We start from the raw sequence: 15,705 nt of genomic DNA, 5'->3' as shown, positions 1-15,705 counted from the left end.
GGCCCCGTGCGGCGGGCGTTTCGTGCCACGCCGCGCAATTCATGGGTTGACGCCGCACTGTTCCTTTTATAGAACGTTCTTTTTAGAGAACAGCCGATAGGTACGGAGCGCGCATGGACGAGCCGGCATTGTATACCCTGGGAAAGCACCTGCAGACGCTGCGCCAGCGCCGCGGCTGGTCGCTGTCGCAACTGGCGGCACGCGCGGGCATCGCCAAGTCGAACCTGTCGCGACTCGAACAGGGCGACGGCAATCCCACGCTGGATACCCTGTGGCGCCTGGCGATCCAGCTCGACATCCCCTTCGGTGCCCTGGTCGCGCCGATCACCGCCACGCTCGGCGAGGCGGGGGTCAGGGTCCAGTTGCTCGATCGCGGCCACGACATCCCGGCCGTGGATGCCTACTGGATGCACTGCGAGCCCGACACCGAGCGTCTCGCCGCGCCTCACTCGCCGGGAACGCAGGAGACCATCTGCATGATCGGCGGCTCGCTCGCGGCCGGCCCCGTCGAGTCGCTGCAGACCCTGGGTGCCGGCGATCGGCACACCTTCGCCGCCGACCGCCCCCACGCCTATCGCACCACTCACGAGGCGGCGACGTTTTTGGTGACGATCGTCTACGCCGGCGGGCAGCAACCATGAACGATGCTCGCTTGCACGACCCGTCGCCGGCCTGGAGGGCCGGGCTGCGCGAAGCGCTGCCGCTGCTCGGCGGGTATGTCCCGGTGGCGGTCTCTTTCGGCCTCGTGGCCGTCCAGGCGGGTTTCTCGACCTGGGAGGTCGTCGCCATCTCGACCCTGATCTACGCCGGTGCCTCGCAGTTCCTGTTCGTCGGCATGGCCGCCGGCGGCGCTCCGCTGTGGTTGACGGTGGCCCTGACGCTGCTGATCAACGTTCGCCACCTGGTCTATGCCCCCAACCTGGCGCCCTGGATGACCGCCAGCCGCTGGTGGCCGTGGCTGATGCACGGCCTGACCGACCAGATCTTCGCCCTGGCCCACACCCGCCTGCCGCAAATGCCGCCGGAGCGGCGCCTCGGCTGGTTCGCGGGCGCCGCGGGGCTGGCCTGGCTGAGCTGGATCGCCGGCAGTCTGCTCGGCGCCGTCGCCGGGGAATGGTTGACCCGGCGCTGGCCGCTGCTCGGCGAAGTGATGCCGTTCGCGCTGCCGGCGCTGTTCCTGGTACTGCTGGCACCGCGCTTCACCTCGCCACGCTGGTCGCTGGCGCTGGGCGTCAGCGTGGCGGCGGCGCTGACGTTCTCCCTGGGCGGCTACACCAATGTCAGCATCCCCCTGGCAGCACTGTGTGGCGCCGTCTGCTTCCAGTTCCGGCGCCCTGCCCGCATGGCTGAGCATGCTGGGGCCGCTGATGATCGCCGCACTGTTCGGTGTGTCGCTGATCCCGCAGCGCCAGGATCCCGTCGGCTGGTGCGCGACACTGGTGGGTATCGGCGCTACCCTGATCGTGTGGCGGCGCACCCGCACCCTGGGGTGGCCGGTGATCGCCGGTGTCGCCGCCTTCGGCCTGGTGGTGGCCGTGGCCCGGTTGAGTGGCTGAATGCCGGCGGTTGCAAACGCCGGCCCTGATAAAAGCCTACGACTTTCTGCTAATATCACGACCCCATCGTTTACCGGCTAAGGAAGCGCTGAACAAATAGGCGAGCGGGATGAAGTGCAAGGCGCCCGGCGCACAGGAACCGCAGCATATGGGGTATATGTGAGGATTCCGCGCACCGCGCAACGCAGCGATTCGCCCGTGCAGGCATTTGTGCAGTGTTTCCCTAACGATCTACGCCGGTTAGGACGCTCACATCGCCTTCGGTTTCCCAAGGAGAGAGAAACGCCATGTCGCAATCCGCCTCGTCCCGATCGGGCGCCATCCTGCTGCTAGCGGCCTCGCTGGCCGGGCTCGCCGTCGCCCTCTACGCCTATTTCACCCCGCTGACCGGCGTCAACGGCACGCTGGGCGCGCTGGTCGCCATTCTCGCCTGTGTCGTGCTCGCCATCCTGGCGCTCGGACTCGCCGCCGCCTCGGGTCGCGGTAGCCGTATCGCGCTGCGCGTGCTGATCCTGCTGGGGCTGGCCGGTACCGGCTTTGCCGGACTCCTGCTGCACCAATGGTGGATCACCGTCGCCATGGCCGTGGGTCTCGTCGGGCTGATCATCGACATGATCCGCTCGCCCCGTACCAACCGCCCCACCCATGCCTGAGGAGCACGCCATGTCGACCCCCCGATTCGCCCTGAAGCGTCTCGCCACGGCCACCGCCCTGACGCTTTGTGTCGTGCCCCTGATGGCCTCGGCCCAGACGCAGTCCGCGAACCCGCAACAGACACCCGATCAGCAGTCGACCGATCCCCAGGCCCCGACGCCCGGGCAGACGGCGGACGCGACGAGCGACGCCGCCGCGGGCGACGAAGCCTCCGGCCCGCCGATTCCGCTGGTGCCCGAGACGCCGACCTGGGACAGCTTCCACGGTCAGCTCAACGCCCAGAAGTACAGCCCGCTCGATCAGATCACCACCGACAACGTCGACGATCTCGAAAAGGTCTGGGAAGTGCATACCGGCGACGTCTCCGACGGCTCGGGCGACCTGCCCGCCACGGTCTGGTCGGCGACGCCCATCTTCGCCAACGACACGCTCTACATCGGCACCCCGTTCTACCGGATCCTGGCGCTCGACCCGGCCACCGGCGAGCAGAAGTGGAGCTTCGACACCCAGTCCACGCTCGAGGCCATGACCCAGCCCGCGCTGAAGAACCGCGGCGTGGCCTACTGGGAGGCGGACGATCCGGTCGCCGGCGAGCCGTGTCAGAAGATCGTCTACATCGGCACCATGGACGCCCGCCTGTTCGCCGTGGACGCCGACACCGGCAAGGCCTGCCAGTCGTTCGCCGACAACGGCGTGCTCGACGTCAACCAGTGGAACGACACCCACGCCAAGTGGCCGCTGTCGCTGCTGCAGCCGCCGACGGTGGTCGGCGATCACCTGATTCTCGGCTGGGCCGGCAAGGACTGGGCCTTCGAACAGGCGCCGCCGGGCACGGTGTTCTCCATCAACGCCCGCACCGGCGAGCGGGAATGGACCTTCCAGGCCTTGTCCGACGAAATGCGCGAGAAGAGCGGCACCGCCAACGTCTGGACGCACATGTCGGCCGACGAGGAACACGGCCTCGTCTACCTGCCGGTCTCCTCGCCCTCGCCCAACTACTGGGGCGGCAACCGGACCGAAGAGGCGCCGCTGGCGACCTCGACCACCGCGCTCGACGTGGATACCGGCGAAGTGGTGTGGTCACGTCAGTGGGTACATCACGACGTCTGGGACTACGACATCAATGCCGCGCCGACGCTGATGGACATCACCGTCGACGGCGAGCAGATCCCGGCGCTGATCCAGTCGACCAAGATGGGCTTTTTGTTCGTCGTCAACCGGCTGACCGGCGAGGACGTGTGGCCGATCGAGGAGCGCCCGGTGCCCCAGGGCGACGGTTCCGTGAAGGGTGAAAAGTACGCGGCGACCCAGCCCTTCCCGACCAAGCCCGCGCCGCTGCTCGACCAGTCCGAGAAGCCCAAGGTCTGGTGGCTGGCCGACGCGGTGAGCGGCGGCGAGTGTTCGGCGCTCTGGGACGAGCTCCACTACGAGGGCATGTACACGCCGCCCACCACCCAGGGCGAAGGGGCACTGACCTTCCCCGACAGCGCCGGTGGCGTACAGTGGGGCGGCGTGGCCTTCGATCCCGAGAGCCAGACCGCCATCGTCAACACCTCGCGGCTCGTGCAGTACGTCAAGCTGTACGATCGCCAGGCCTACGAGAAGGCCAACAGCGGCTCGGGCAACGAGAGCGGCTTCGCCCCGCAGACCGGGGCGCCCTATGGCATGCGCCTCGAGGTCGCCCTGAACTGGCTCGGCATGCCCTGCTGGGAACCGCCCTACGGCGAGATCGTCGCCCTGGACATGACCACCGGCGACGTGAAATGGCGTCGGCCCGTCGGGGCGTCCCAGCAGTACGGCTTCTTCATGCCCGAAAGCTGGGGCTCGCCGACCATCGGCGGCCCGGCGGTCACCGCCGGCGGCGTGGTGTTCATCGGCGCCTCGATGGATGCCAAGGTGCGCGCCTATTCGCTCGAGACCGGCGAGGAGCTGTGGGCGGATCAGGCCCAGGCGCCGTCCGTCTCGAACCCCGCAGTCTACGAGTACCAAGGGCGCGAATACGTGGTGTTCATCGGTGGCGGCAACACCATCCTCAAGCAGCAGGTCGGCGATCAGGTGGTCGCCTACGCACTGCCCGAGGACGAGGATTGAGCGCCACCCGGCGCTAGCAACCCAGGCGACGGGGCGAGCTCAGGCTCGCCCCGTTTTTTTGGGTTCTTCGCAGATCGGCGTGGAATGTCGAGTCACCGCCATGGGCGTAAATTCTCTCCCACGGAAACCAGCCTGGATGGTCCACTGGCGCATGGGGCTCCTGTGGAAGGGAACTTGTTCCCGATTGGCGCTGCAGGCGCCCGTCATGACCGGGGGAGGTACAGTGCCCGCCGCCATCGCGAATAAATTCGCTCCCACAAGGACCAGTCAACCGGCAGGAGCTGTGGAAGGGAGCGTGTTCGCGATGATCTGCACCGCGCTCCCCAGCAAAATGCAATGCCCCCGATTTAAGCCATGACCTGGAAGCGGAATCGCCCACGCAACGTCTGGCCCTTGGCGAGTTCCACCAACCCCTCCTCGAGCGGCGCCTCGGCATGATGGGCGTCGACCCGATGCGTGACCGGCTCGAAGCAGAAGAACGTCGCCTCGCTGCCCGGCGAGTAGACCAGATAGCGCGGACAGGGCGGGTCGGTATCGATGAACAGGCTCAGGTCGCGCTCGGGCCAGTGCAGCCGGGCATGACCATTCCAGCCGGTGAACAGGTTGTCGATCGCGCCGTCGGGCAATGCCCGGCCCTGGCGGAAGTCCCACTGCCCGGCGTCGTCGATACCGCGCCAGGCGGTGGGCAGTTGCGCGGCGTCGACGTCCCAGACGCCGTCGGCGCCCGCCGTGATCGTCGCGCCGGGGGTTCGCGGGAACCAGGGATGCACGCCCAGGCCGTAGGGCGCGGGCGTCTCGCCCCGATGGGTGACGACCAGTTCCACCGTCAGCGTGCCGCCATCGAGCCGATAGATCAGCCGCGAGCGGTAGTCGAACGGTGGCTGATGGGCGGACTCGCGCTCCAGGGTCACCTGGGTGGAGGCGCGATGGGCCACCCGCCAGGCGCCCTGCCAACCGTCGCCGTGGATGGGCAGCGGCTCGCCGTCGCGGTTGGCGGCGAGCGGATAGTGCTCGCCCTGCCATTCGAAGCCCCCGCCGCTGATCCGGTTGGACCAGGGCACCAGCGGGTAGAGCCCCATGACGTTGGGGTCGTCGGACTCGGGATCGCCCGGCCGGAACAGCGCCACCGGCCCGTCCCGGCGCAATGCCTCGAAGCGCACCACCGAACCGCCCACCTCGGGGGCGACCTCCAGGCGCAACAGGGTATTCTCGAGGGTCAGCGTCATGCCTTGGCTCCTTGATCGGTCGAATCGTCCCAGCATACCGCGCTCCTCGCTCCCGGGCCTTGCATCGCCGAGTGCAAGTGCCGAGTTCAGGTAGCGGGGCGTTTCAGCGTCATCAGGCCAAGACCGAAGAGCAACATCAAGCCGCCACTGGCCCGATTGAACCACTGCATGGCCTTGCCGCTACGCAAGTATTGGCCGATCTTGCTGCCCAGGACGGCATAGATCGCGATGGCCAGCACTTCCATTATCAGGAACAGCCCACCCAGGATCGTGAAGCTCAGCGCGTAATGTTCGGGTGTCACGAACTGCGGCAGGAAGGCGGTGAATATCAGGATCGCCTTGGGATTGCCGGCCGCGACCAGAAACTCCTGGCGCATCAGGCGCCATGCCGACTGCGGCGCCGCGTCCTCGAACGTCACCGCCTGTGGCTTGCTCATCAGGAGCTTTATGCCCAGCCAGGCCAGATAGGCCGCACCCAGCCATTTCAGGGCCAGGAAGAACCACATCGATGTCGCCAGCAGTGTTCCCAGGCCGACGCCCGCTATCGTGATCATGGGGATGAAGGCGGCGATCCGACCCAGCGAGGCGATGATGGCCTTCAAGGGACCGACACGGGCGGCATTGGTCGTCGCCAACAGGTTGTTGGGGCCAAACGCCATGTTCAAGGCAAAGCACGCCGGCAGAAATGCCAGCAACAGCATCATGGCCACACTCCCCTCCTTGTCTCTTATCGTCGAACCCAAGAGCATTCTGTTCTTCACGGCCTTCATGCCGCAATTCGTCAATCCCGCCACCCCCGTATTGCCACAGTTGGCGATCCTCTTCTCGACGTTTCTGGGTGTCGGCATCGTCTCGGACCTGGGCCATACCCTGCTTTCCACCACGGGAGCCCGGTGGATGTCGGGGCGCCTACGCCGCTGCCGCGACGCAACTCGCCCCGACAGCGCCTCTCGGCCGGCTCAGTCGTGATGCACGGCGCCGCGCCCGCCGTCGATGGTGATGCAACTGGCGTTGATGAACGGCGCCTCGTCCGAGGCCAGGAACACGGCGGTCATGGCGACCTCCTCCGGGCGCCCCAGCCGCCCCGGCGGCAGCAGGGCCTCGATGCGCCCGCGCGCCGCCGCCGGGTCGTCGAAGGTCCGCCAGTGGGCCTCGACCGCCGGCGTGGCGATGTAGCCCGGCGCGATGGCGTTGACCCGCACACCGCGTGCCGCGTACTCGACGCCCAGCGCCCGGGTCAGACCGATCAGGCCGTGCTTGGCGACCGGGTAAGGAAAACAGCCGCGAATGATCGAGAAGGCATGGGTCGAGGCGATGTTGACGATCGCCCCGCCACCGTTGGCGAGCAGGTCCGGCAACACCGCCCGGCTGCACAGCCAGGCCCCTTCGAGATCGACGGCGAGACAGCGCCGCCAGGCATCGTCGGGCATCGCCAGCGGCTCGTGGAAGACGTTCATGCCGGCGTTGTTGACCAGCGTGGTCAGCGGCCCCAGCCGTTCGCGGGCCAGTGCCACGGCCATCTCGACCGAGGCCCGTTCGGCGATATCGCACTCGACGGCCAGGGCTCGGTGACCGGCCGTCGTCAGCTCCCCGGCCAGGCGCTCGGCACCGCCCAGGTCGGTGTCGGCGAGGCACACCGCCGCGCCCTGTTCGGCACAGGCGCGGGCGATCGCCGCACCGATGCCCGCCGCGGCGCCGGTGACGAAGACCCGCTTGCCGGCCAGCCGCGCGCTCACGCCGGCGTCCTCGCGGCCAGCCGCATGGCCACCCGCGCCGCCGGCAGGCCGCGAACGCCCGGGGTGACGCGGAACAGGCCCCCGGCCAGCGCCTCGCCATCGCGCTCGACGGCCGCCGTGGTGATGTAGAGCCGCTCGAGCTCGGGCCCGGCGAAGCAGCAGGAAGTCACCCGCGAGGCGGGTACCGGCAGCGTCTCGTCGAGCCGGCCGTCGGGGCCGAAGCGGCTGATCCGGCCGCCGTCCCAGTGGGCTACCCACAGCCCGCCCTCGGCGTCGCAGGTCATGCCGTCCGGGTAGCCCTGGGTGTCGCCGAAACGGATGTGCTCGCGGCGCTTGCCGGGGGCGCCCCACTCGTCCAGGTCGAAGGCGTAGATCGTGCGATTGGGCGTATCGCTGTGATAGAGCGTGCGCCCGTCGGGGCTCAGCGCCGGCCCGTTGGCCACCCGGTAGCCGGCGTCGACGCGCGTCACGCCGCGCCCGTCCCAGCGATAGAGCGAACCGCTGGCTCGCTCGGCGGCGTCGTCCATCGAGCCGAACCACAGCCGCCCGCGGGCATCCGCCTTGGCGTCGTTGAAGCGGTTGCCGGCGGGTTCCTCGGGGGTCGGCCAGTCGGCGACGATCACCGGCCCCGCCTCACCCAGGCGCAGATGCACCAGCCGCGAGCGCAGACCGGCAACGAAACCGTCACCGTCGTCGCGCGGCACCAGCCAGCAGGCCGGTTCGTCGAGCGACCAGCTACGCGCGCTCTGCGAAGCCGGGTCGAAGGCGTGCAGGCGCCCGCCGAGGATGTCGACGAACAGCAACTCCCCCTGCGCGCCACGCTCCGGGCACCACACCGGCCCCTCGCCGAGCATGGCCCGCCCCTGCCAGACGCATTCCAGCGTTGTCGCGGCAATCATCGTCGTGTCGTCCTCAATGCGAGTGGCGCGGCACCTCGGCGCCACGGCAGCCGACCAGGAAGTCGAAGTCGCAGCCCTCGTCGGCCTGCAGCACATGCTCGATGTAGAGCTGACGGTAGCCGCCGCTACTGGCGATCCGGCGCGACGCCGCGGTGGGGTCGTTCTCGGCCAGCCGGCGGGCGAGTTCGGCGTCGTCGACCTCCAGGTGCAGGGTGCCGGCGTAGGCGTCCAGCGCAATCCAGTCGCCGTTCTCGACCGCCGCCAGCGGGCCGCCGGCGGCCGCCTCGGGGGCGACGTGCAGCACCACGGTGCCGTAGGCGGTGCCGCTCATCCGCGCGTCCGAGAGCCGCACCATGTCGGTGACGCCCTGCTCGAGCAGCTTGGCGGGCAGGCCCATGTTGCCGACCTCGGCCATGCCGTGATAGCCACGCGGCCCGCAGTGCTTCATGACCAGGATGTCGTCGGCGGTGACATCGAGATCGGGGTCGTTGATGCGCGCCTTGTAGTCGTCGAAGTCCTCGAACACCACCGCGCGGCCGCGATGGGTCATCAGCTCGGGGGTCGCCGCCGAGGGCTTCAACACCGCGCCCTGGGGGGCGAGGTTGCCGCGCAGGATGCACATGCCGCCGTCCTCGCGCAGCGGATCCTCGAGGGGACGGATCACGGCGTCGTTGTAGAGCGGGGCGTCCTTGACGTTGTCCCACAGCGTCTTGCCGTTGACGGTCAGGGCGTCCTTGTGGGGAATCCGCTCGGCCTCGCCGAGGCGCTTGAGTACCGCCGGCAGCCCGCCGGCGTAGTAGAACTCCTCCATCAGATAGCGCCCGGAGGGCTGCAGGTCGACGATCGTCGGCGTGCCGCGGCCGATGCGGTTCCAGTCGTCCAGCGCCAGGTCCACGCCGATGCGCCCGGCGATGGCCTTGAGGTGGATCACCGCGTTGGTGGAGCCGCCGATGGCGGCGTTGGTGCGGATGGCGTTCTCGAAGGCCTCGCGGGTCAGCACCTTGGAGAGCGTGAGGTCCTCGTCGACCATCTCGACGATGCGGTTGCCGGAGAGGTGGGCGAGCACGTAGCGCCGCGAGTCCACCGCCGGAATGGCGGCATTGTGCGGCAATGACACTCCCAGCGATTCGGCCATGCAGGCCATGGTCGAGGCGGTGCCCATGGTGTTGCAGGTGCCGGCGGAGCGCGACATGCCGGCCTCGGCGGCCATGAAGTCGTGCAGCGAGATCTGGCCCGCCTTGACCTGCTCGGAGAGCTGCCAGACCACGGTGCCGGAGCCGATGTCGCGGCCCTGGTGCTTGCCGTTCAACATCGGTCCGCCGCTGACCACGATGGCGGGGACGTCGCAGCTCGCCGCGCCCATCAGCAGCGCCGGGGTGGTCTTGTCGCAGCCCACCAGCAGCACCACGGCATCGAGGGGGTTGCCGCGGATCGCTTCCTCGACGTCCATGCTCGCCAGGTTGCGGGTGAACATCGCCGTCGGCCGCAGGTTGGACTCGCCGTTGGAGAACACGGGGAACTCCAGCGGGTAACCGCCGGCCTCGAGCACGCCCTGCTTGACGTGCTCGGCGAGCTTGCGGAAGTGGGCGTTGCAGGGGGTCAGCTCCGAGAAGGTGTTGCAGATGCCGATGATCGGCTTGCCCTGGAACTCGTGGTCGGGGATGCCCTGGTTCTTCATCCAGCTGCGGTACATGAAGCCGTTCTTGTCGGCGGTGCCGAACCAGGCGGCGCTGCGCAGAAGGCGTTTTCTATTAGTCATAAAAGCTCCGTGTAAATCGCTGCAGAAACCCGCGAAGGACATGAAGCACAAGGCGCACGGCGCGCAAGAGGCGAGACATAACTTGCTGTTAGGCGAGCCTATGAGCACCGTGCAACGCAGTGATTCGGTCCTGCAGCCGTTTATGCAGTGATTTTCAAGCCTTGGCCCGACGTGTCTGCTTCCAGCGGTCGAACATCACCGCCAGCAGCAGGATCGCCCCGCGCACCAGGTACTGGTAGAAGGTGGGCACGTTGAGCAGGCCCATGGCGTTCTGCACGCAGCCCATGATCAGCACGCCGACCAGCACGCCGGTGATCGAGGCGATACCGCCGGACAACGAGACCCCGCCCAGCACACAGGCCGAAATCACCGCGAGCTCTAGGCCCTGGGAGGTATTGGGGTCGCCCAGGCCCATGCGCGAGGTGAGCAGTACCCCGGCGATGCCGGCGACCACGCCCTGCAGGGCGAACACGGTGATCTTGAGCCGGCGCACGTTGACCCCGGCGAGGCTCGCCGCCTCGGCGTTGCCGCCGGTGGCCAGCACGTTGCGCCCGAAGGCGGTCATGTTGAGCAGCACGCCGAAGATCAGAAAGCAGACGATCATCGTCCACACCGGCAGGGTCAGCCCCAGGAAGGAGGCGCTGCCCAGGTCGAAGAAGCCGGGCACGGTGATCATCACCGCGTCGCCGCCGGAGGTGATGTAGGCCAGCCCGCGCACGAACTCCATTGCCGCCAGGGTGGCGATCAGCGAGTTGACGCCGAAGCGGGCGACCACGAAGCCATTGAAGGCGCCCACCGCCCCGCCGGCGGCGACACCCGCCAGCACGCCGACGAGCACGCTGCCGGACGTCGAGGTGATGACCGCCGCCACGACCCCGGCGAAGGCGACGATCGAGGCCACCGAGAGATCGACCTCACCCAGCGCCAGCACCATCATCATGGTGGTGGCGATGGTGCCGATCAGTGTCACCGAAAGCAGTAGGCCGACGATGTTGCGCCCGGTCAGGAAATCGGGCACCAGCACCGACAGGCCGATGAACAGCAGCACGAAGATGGCGAGCAGCCCGGAGGTATCGAGCAGGGTGCGCAGCGGCTTGGGCAGGCCGCGGCGGCCCTCGGTAGCCGCGGCGACCGAGGGTCGGGCGAGTTTGTCAGTGGACATGGCGAAAGTCTCTCTGGAAAGTCGTCGATCGAAGGGATCAGGCCGGCAGGGCCAGCCCCAGCAGGCGTTCGGGCGTGGCCTCGTCGCGGGGCACGATGTCGACCAGCTCGCCATCGCGCATCACGCCGATGCGGTCGCAGATCGAGCTGACCTCGGCGAGATCGCTGGAGATCACCACCACGCTCTTGCCCTGCTCGGCCAGGTCGTAGAGCAGCGAGTAGATGTCGCGTCGCGCGCCGACGTCGATGCCGCGGGTCGGCTCGTCCATCACGAACAGCTCGATCTCCTCGGCCAGCCAGCGCGCCAGGATCACCTTCTGCTGGTTGCCGCCGGAGAGCGTGCTGATGCGCGCCTTGGGCCCCGGGGTCTTGATGCTCAACTGGCGGATATAGGCGTTGGCGTTGTCGGTCTCGCGCTTCGGCTGACGCAGCCATCCCCAGCGCTTGAAGAAGCGCCGGCAACTGATGTTGAGGTTGTCGGCGACGCTGGCCACCGGGAAGATGCCCTGCGACTTGCGATCTTCCGGGCACATGGCGATGCCGGCGCGGATCGCCTGGTGGGGGCTGGCGAAGCGGCGCGTCTCGCCGGCGAAACTCACCTGCCCTTCGCTGGGCGGTTCGACGCCACAGACCAGGCGCATCAGCTCGCTACGCCCGGCGCCGACCAGGCCGAACAGGCCCAGCACCTCGCCACGCTTGACCTCGAAGCTCACCGGGGCACTGACGCCGGGCCCCTTGATACCCTCGAGACGCATCAGGGTCTCGCCGGCGGCGCGAGGTCGATAGCCATAGACGTCCTCGATGTCGCGCCCCACCATCTCGCTGACCAGGGTGGCGTGGTCGAGCCCCGCGAGGCTGTCGTGGGTACGAATGTGCCGCCCGTCGCGGAAGACCGTGACGGCGTCGCACATCTCGAAGACCTCTTCCATGCGGTGGGTGACGTAGAGCACCACCCGCCCCTCCTCGCGCAATCGGGCAACGATGCGCTTGAGGTGACGCGTTTCCTGGACGGAGAGACTGCTGGTCGGTTCGTCGAAGGCGATGATCCGCGCATCGCGCAGAAGGGCGCGACCGATCTCGATCATCTGCTGCTGGCCGATCGACAGATCGCGCACCTTGGTGGCGGGATGGATGCCGCCCTCGCCGAGTTCCTCGAGGATCCCGAGGGCCCGCTGGCGAAGCGCGCGGCGGTCGATGAAGCCGCGGCGCTGCGGCAACTGGCCGAGCAGCAGGTTCTCGGCCACCGACAGATTGGGCGAGAGCGTGAGCTCCTGGTAGATGATCGAGATGCCCTGGGCGAGCGCCTCGCGGGCATTGGCGAACACATGGCGCTCGCCGTCGATCCACAGGGCGCCGTCGGTGACCTTGTTGACGCCGCTGAGCACCTTGAGCAGGGTCGACTTGCCGGCGCCGTTCTCGCCCATCAGCGCATGCACCTCGCCGGCCCGGGCGCCGAAACTGACGCCGTCCAGCGCACGCACACCGGGGAATTCGACGGTGACGCCGTCGACGCGAAGATAGGGATCGCTCATGACTGGACTCCGCTGGAGTAAGACCGCCTTTCACAACCGGTAGACGAAGTGGACTGCTCCGGCGGCAGAACGTCGCGAGGGCGCTGTAAACCCCTCCCTGGGCGCTACCTTTGCCATCCATGGCAAAGGACCCTCGCTTTGCTCTGCCCCCGGCGCCCATCATCCGAGGGGTTGGAAGTGGGCTCTAAGGCTGGGCCGGCCGGAGACCGCTCCGGTCGGCCAGCGGTTACAGGTTGAGGTCCTCACGTACCTGCTTCCAGTTGTCGCGGGTCATCAGCGTCCCGGTGGTCTGGGTGTCGGCCGGCGGCTTCTTGCCGTCGGTGATCCACTCATAGAGATTCTCGGCGCTCTGGCGGCCGTGCATGGTCGAGCTCACCGCCACGGTGCCGTAGAAGCCGGTGGGCTTCTCGCGGGAGAACTCGGCGAAGGCCGCCCCCGAGCCGTTGATGCCCACCCCGATCACCTGATCGGGCGACAGGCCGTACTGCTCGCTGGCACGCACCCCGCCCAGCACGCTCTCTTCGTTGAGGGCGTAGATCACCCAGTGCTCGAAGTCGCCGTGCTTGGAAAACACCGGCGAGGCGGCGGCGAAGGCACTGCTGGTATCGGTGTTCTGCTGCGGGGCGTCGAAGATGTTGGCCTTCTCGAAGCCGGACTCGAGCAGGGCGTCGGTGGCGCCGTCGGTGCGTTCCTTGGCGGTGGGCAGCTCATAGTTGGTGATGCGCAGCGCGGCGACGTTTTCCGGGTCCCAGCCGCGCGCCTTCATTTCCTCGGCGATGGCATTGCCCACCTGGCGGCCGATCTTGTACCCGGACATGCCCAGGTGCGGTACGGATGCCATCGGCTTGCCGTCCGGCCCGACGAACTGGTCGTCGACGGTGACCACCTTCATGCCGTACTGCTCGGCGCGGTTGACGATCGCCGGGCCCAGCCGGACGTCGGGCGGACAGATCACGAAACCCTGGGCGCCCTGGGAATTGAGGTTGTCGATAGCGCTGAGCACCTGCTGGCCATCCTCGCCGGCCAGACGTACCACCTCGAAGCCTTCTTCCTCGCCCAGCTTGGTCGCGGCATCCTGTTCGTTGATGAACCACGCCTGCTCGGGCTTCTTGACGATGAAGCCGATCTTGACGTCGTCGTCGGCGGCCTGGACGAGACCGACACTGCCCAGGGTCAGACCGACACCAAGGGCGAGACGCGACAGGGTATGAGTGAGTGACATCGACGGACTCCTGCTCGAAAACGTTATTGTTGTCAGCGATTCCGGGGCGGAACGCCGCTCATGCAGAAAAGACGATAAATGGCAATTGAATAACCAGCCAATGCCACTTGCCCCAAAAACTAATATTAATTTGGTTATCGAATAACCGGAAAGCCTGACGGCAGGCGGCGAGTCATCGACACTCGCGATGATCGCTTGAGACTAAAGTCGTCATCGTGCCCCACGAGGTCGGCGCGATGTCGCCGTCGACAATAGAAAAGCCCCGGTCGCGCTGGCGCGACCGGGGCGAAGCTTGGCAAGAGAAAAGGGCAAGGGTCACCCCGAGAGGGCGTCGCCGGGCCCGGCCATGACGCCGGTCGAACCGCCAGCGCCTGGCCCGTTAGAACGCCTTTCACAACCGGTAGACGAAGTGAGCTTCTCCGGCGGCAGGACGTCGCGAGGGCGCTGTGAACCCCTCCCTGGGCGCTACCTTTGCCATCCATGGCAAAGGACCCTCGCTTTGCTCTGCCACCGGCCCCCATCATCAGAGAGTTTGGAAATGCATTCTTAGCGGCGGCATACCGGAACCCGCGTGTCGCACGGCTTTCGGCACCTCGATCCTTCATTCCGGCAGGAACTTGTACACCGTGGTCTGGCTGTACTTGTCGCCGGCCTCGAGGGTGGTGGAGGGGAAATCCGGCTGGTTCGGCGTATCGGGATAGTGCTGCGCCTCCAGGGTGAATCCGCCCCAATGGTCGTAGGTCTTGCCGCCCTTGCCGGTGAAGGATCCCGTCAGGAAATTACTGGTATAGAACTGCACGCCCGGCTCGGTGGTGTACATCTCGACCGTGCGCCCGGATTGCGGATCGCTGACCCGTACCGCCAGGTCGTCCAGGTTGCCCCGGGTATCGAGGACCCAGTTGAAGTCGTAACCGCCCTGTTTCGGCTCGGCATAATCGAGCTGCTGATTGTCCGCATGGATGTTCTTGCCGATGGCGGTGGGTGTGCGAAAGTCCATGGGCGTCCCCGCCACGTCGGCCAGCTCGCCGGTGGGGATCAGTGTCTCGTCGACGGGAGTGAACCGATCGGCATTGATCATCGCGACCTGATCGAGAATCGTGCCGTTGCCGGCCCCCGCCAGGTTGAAATAGGTATGGTTGGTGAGGTTGATGACCGTGTCCTGGTCGGCGACCGCCGAATAGTGGATCCGCAGGTCATTGTCGTTGTCCAGGGTATAACGCAGCGTGACCGCGAGCTCGCCGGGGAATCCCATGTCGCCGTCCGGCGAGACGTGGGTCAACTCCACGCCGACGGCCCGGTCCGTTTCGATCGGCGAAGCCGCCCAGACCGCCTTGTCGAAGCCTTGAGTCCCGCCATGCAGGGTGTTGGGGCCATCGTTCTGCGGCAACTGATAGGTCTCGCCATCGAGACGGAACTGGCCGCCGGCGATACGGTTGCCATAGCGGCCGATGGTCGCGCCGAAGTACGTATCCGCGTGGTCGATATAGCCCTGGACGTCGTCGAAGCCGAGGGCGATATCCGCGATCTTGCCGTTCTTGTCGGGCAGTTCGATCGCCTGGACCCGGGCCCCATAAGTGATGATGTCCACCGACATGCCATTGCGGTTGGTCAAGTGATAGCGTTCGACGGCCTGCCCCTGGGGCGTCTTGCCGAACCGGCTTTGCGTCACCGCCAGCGATTCGGATGTCTTGTCCGCCGCGACCGTCACGTTCGAGGCGCAGAGGACAACCGCCGCGCCCAGAACGAGAATGCCGTCTTGCCAACGGCTCGGGAAGCGTGTCCGGGTCGTCATTATTGTCTCCTTCCTTGTCATTGAAAAACGGGCGTTGATGCGGAAAGAACGATAGACAGGGCCTATATGAGCGACTA

The 15,705-nt window shown here is 67.2% G+C and carries 13 protein-coding genes and 1 pseudogene; 5 read left to right on the top strand and 9 right to left on the bottom strand.

All coding sequences use genetic code 11. The features are described 5' to 3' along the window. Positions 1–113: 113 nt before the first annotated feature. The 4 genes and pseudogenes from D0901_RS04130 (at position 114) to D0901_RS04115 (ending at position 4,301) form a co-directional block, all read left to right on the top strand. A complete protein-coding gene (locus D0901_RS04130; protein ID WP_129139028.1) occupies positions 114–641 on the top strand; it encodes an XRE family transcriptional regulator in 528 nt (175 codons plus the stop codon). Further along, positions 638–1,321, top strand: a pseudogene (locus tag D0901_RS04125) (AzlC family ABC transporter permease); the annotation flags it as partial. The gene D0901_RS04130 and the pseudogene D0901_RS04125, both read left to right, overlap by 4 nt. A gap of 522 nt (positions 1,322–1,843) precedes the next feature. Further along, positions 1,844–2,209, top strand: coding sequence for a hypothetical protein (locus tag D0901_RS04120; protein ID WP_129139026.1), 366 nt, complete (start codon positions 1,844–1,846; stop codon positions 2,207–2,209). 10 nt (positions 2,210–2,219) lie between these two features. After that, positions 2,220–4,301 (top strand): pyrroloquinoline quinone-dependent dehydrogenase, encoded by a 2,082-nt coding sequence (locus tag D0901_RS04115; RefSeq protein WP_129139025.1) that lies wholly within the window; start codon positions 2,220–2,222, stop codon positions 4,299–4,301. A 347-nt stretch (positions 4,302–4,648) separates the two neighbouring features. On the opposite strand, the gene D0901_RS04110 is transcribed toward D0901_RS04115, so the two are convergent. Together D0901_RS04110 and D0901_RS04105 are read right to left on the bottom strand one after the other, a co-directional pair. After that, complete coding sequence (locus D0901_RS04110; RefSeq protein WP_129139024.1) at positions 4,649–5,527, bottom strand: aldose 1-epimerase; 879 nt, start codon at positions 5,525–5,527, stop codon at positions 4,649–4,651. A gap of 86 nt (positions 5,528–5,613) precedes the next feature. Then, positions 5,614–6,231: a LysE family translocator gene (locus tag D0901_RS04105; protein WP_129139023.1), complete on the bottom strand. Its 618-nt coding sequence runs from the start codon at positions 6,229–6,231 to the stop codon at positions 5,614–5,616. Between D0901_RS04105 and D0901_RS04100 the strand changes: the two genes are divergently transcribed. Further along, the gene (locus D0901_RS04100) at positions 6,230–6,496 is read left to right on the top strand and encodes a LysE family translocator (RefSeq protein WP_129139022.1); all 267 of its coding nucleotides are present in this window, start codon (positions 6,230–6,232) and stop codon (positions 6,494–6,496) included. The two genes, D0901_RS04105 and D0901_RS04100, sit on opposite strands and share 2 nt — an antisense overlap. Here the strand turns inward: D0901_RS04100 and D0901_RS04095 are convergent. From D0901_RS04095 to D0901_RS04065, 7 genes are all read right to left on the bottom strand, one after another. After that, on the bottom strand, positions 6,487–7,263 hold the full coding sequence (locus D0901_RS04095) for an SDR family oxidoreductase (RefSeq protein WP_129139021.1): 777 nt from the start codon (positions 7,261–7,263) through the stop codon (positions 6,487–6,489). The genes D0901_RS04100 and D0901_RS04095 overlap by 10 nt on opposite strands. Then, positions 7,260–8,162, bottom strand: a complete 903-nt coding sequence (locus D0901_RS04090; RefSeq protein ID WP_129139020.1) for an SMP-30/gluconolactonase/LRE family protein — start codon at positions 8,160–8,162, stop codon at positions 7,260–7,262. Before D0901_RS04090 ends, D0901_RS04095 begins: the two co-directional genes overlap by 4 nt. Positions 8,163–8,175: 13 nt before the next feature. Next, positions 8,176–9,921: an IlvD/Edd family dehydratase gene (locus tag D0901_RS04085; RefSeq protein ID WP_129139019.1), complete on the bottom strand. Its 1,746-nt coding sequence runs from the start codon at positions 9,919–9,921 to the stop codon at positions 8,176–8,178. A 154-nt stretch (positions 9,922–10,075) separates the two neighbouring features. Continuing rightward, on the bottom strand, positions 10,076–11,083 hold the full coding sequence (gene araH / locus D0901_RS04080; RefSeq protein WP_129139018.1) for an L-arabinose ABC transporter permease AraH: 1,008 nt from the start codon (positions 11,081–11,083) through the stop codon (positions 10,076–10,078). Positions 11,084–11,120: 37 nt separating this feature from the next. Beyond that, positions 11,121–12,614: an L-arabinose ABC transporter ATP-binding protein AraG gene (gene araG, locus D0901_RS04075; protein WP_129139017.1), complete on the bottom strand. Its 1,494-nt coding sequence runs from the start codon at positions 12,612–12,614 to the stop codon at positions 11,121–11,123. A gap of 226 nt (positions 12,615–12,840) precedes the next feature. Beyond that, positions 12,841–13,836: an arabinose ABC transporter substrate-binding protein gene (locus D0901_RS04070; protein WP_129139016.1), complete on the bottom strand. Its 996-nt coding sequence runs from the start codon at positions 13,834–13,836 to the stop codon at positions 12,841–12,843. Between the two features lie 601 nt (positions 13,837–14,437). Then, positions 14,438–15,628, bottom strand: coding sequence for an aldose epimerase family protein (locus tag D0901_RS04065; RefSeq protein ID WP_129139015.1), 1,191 nt, complete (start codon positions 15,626–15,628; stop codon positions 14,438–14,440). Positions 15,629–15,705: the final 77 nt, after the last annotated feature.

The sequence above is a fragment of the Modicisalibacter coralii genome, assembly GCF_004117855.1.
GTDB lineage: Bacteria > Pseudomonadota > Gammaproteobacteria > Pseudomonadales > Halomonadaceae > Modicisalibacter > Modicisalibacter coralii.
The sequence above is the reverse complement of the archived record's forward strand: the minus strand, read 5'-3'. Positions and strand labels throughout refer to the sequence as shown.

Excerpts from the sequence above, each read along its gene's own strand:
- D0901_RS04130 (WP_129139028.1), top strand. The coding sequence starts at position 114 with ATGGACGAGCCGGCATTGTATACCCTGGGAAAGCACCTGCAGACGCTG.
- D0901_RS04120 (WP_129139026.1), top strand. The coding sequence starts at position 1,844 with ATGTCGCAATCCGCCTCGTCCCGATCGGGCGCCATCCTGCTGCTAGCG.
- D0901_RS04115 (WP_129139025.1), top strand. The coding sequence starts at position 2,220 with ATGTCGACCCCCCGATTCGCCCTGAAGCGTCTCGCCACGGCCACCGCC.
- D0901_RS04110 (WP_129139024.1), bottom strand. The coding sequence starts at position 5,527 with ATGACGCTGACCCTCGAGAATACCCTGTTGCGCCTGGAGGTCGCCCCC.
- D0901_RS04100 (WP_129139022.1), top strand. The coding sequence starts at position 6,230 with ATGGCCACACTCCCCTCCTTGTCTCTTATCGTCGAACCCAAGAGCATT.
- D0901_RS04105 (WP_129139023.1), bottom strand. The coding sequence starts at position 6,231 with ATGATGCTGTTGCTGGCATTTCTGCCGGCGTGCTTTGCCTTGAACATG.
- D0901_RS04090 (WP_129139020.1), bottom strand. The coding sequence starts at position 8,162 with ATGATTGCCGCGACAACGCTGGAATGCGTCTGGCAGGGGCGGGCCATG.
- D0901_RS04085 (WP_129139019.1), bottom strand. The coding sequence starts at position 9,921 with ATGACTAATAGAAAACGCCTTCTGCGCAGCGCCGCCTGGTTCGGCACC.
- araH (WP_129139018.1), bottom strand. The coding sequence starts at position 11,083 with ATGTCCACTGACAAACTCGCCCGACCCTCGGTCGCCGCGGCTACCGAG.
- araG (WP_129139017.1), bottom strand. The coding sequence starts at position 12,614 with ATGAGCGATCCCTATCTTCGCGTCGACGGCGTCACCGTCGAATTCCCC.
- D0901_RS04070 (WP_129139016.1), bottom strand. The coding sequence starts at position 13,836 with ATGTCACTCACTCATACCCTGTCGCGTCTCGCCCTTGGTGTCGGTCTG.
- D0901_RS04065 (WP_129139015.1), bottom strand. The coding sequence starts at position 15,628 with ATGACGACCCGGACACGCTTCCCGAGCCGTTGGCAAGACGGCATTCTC.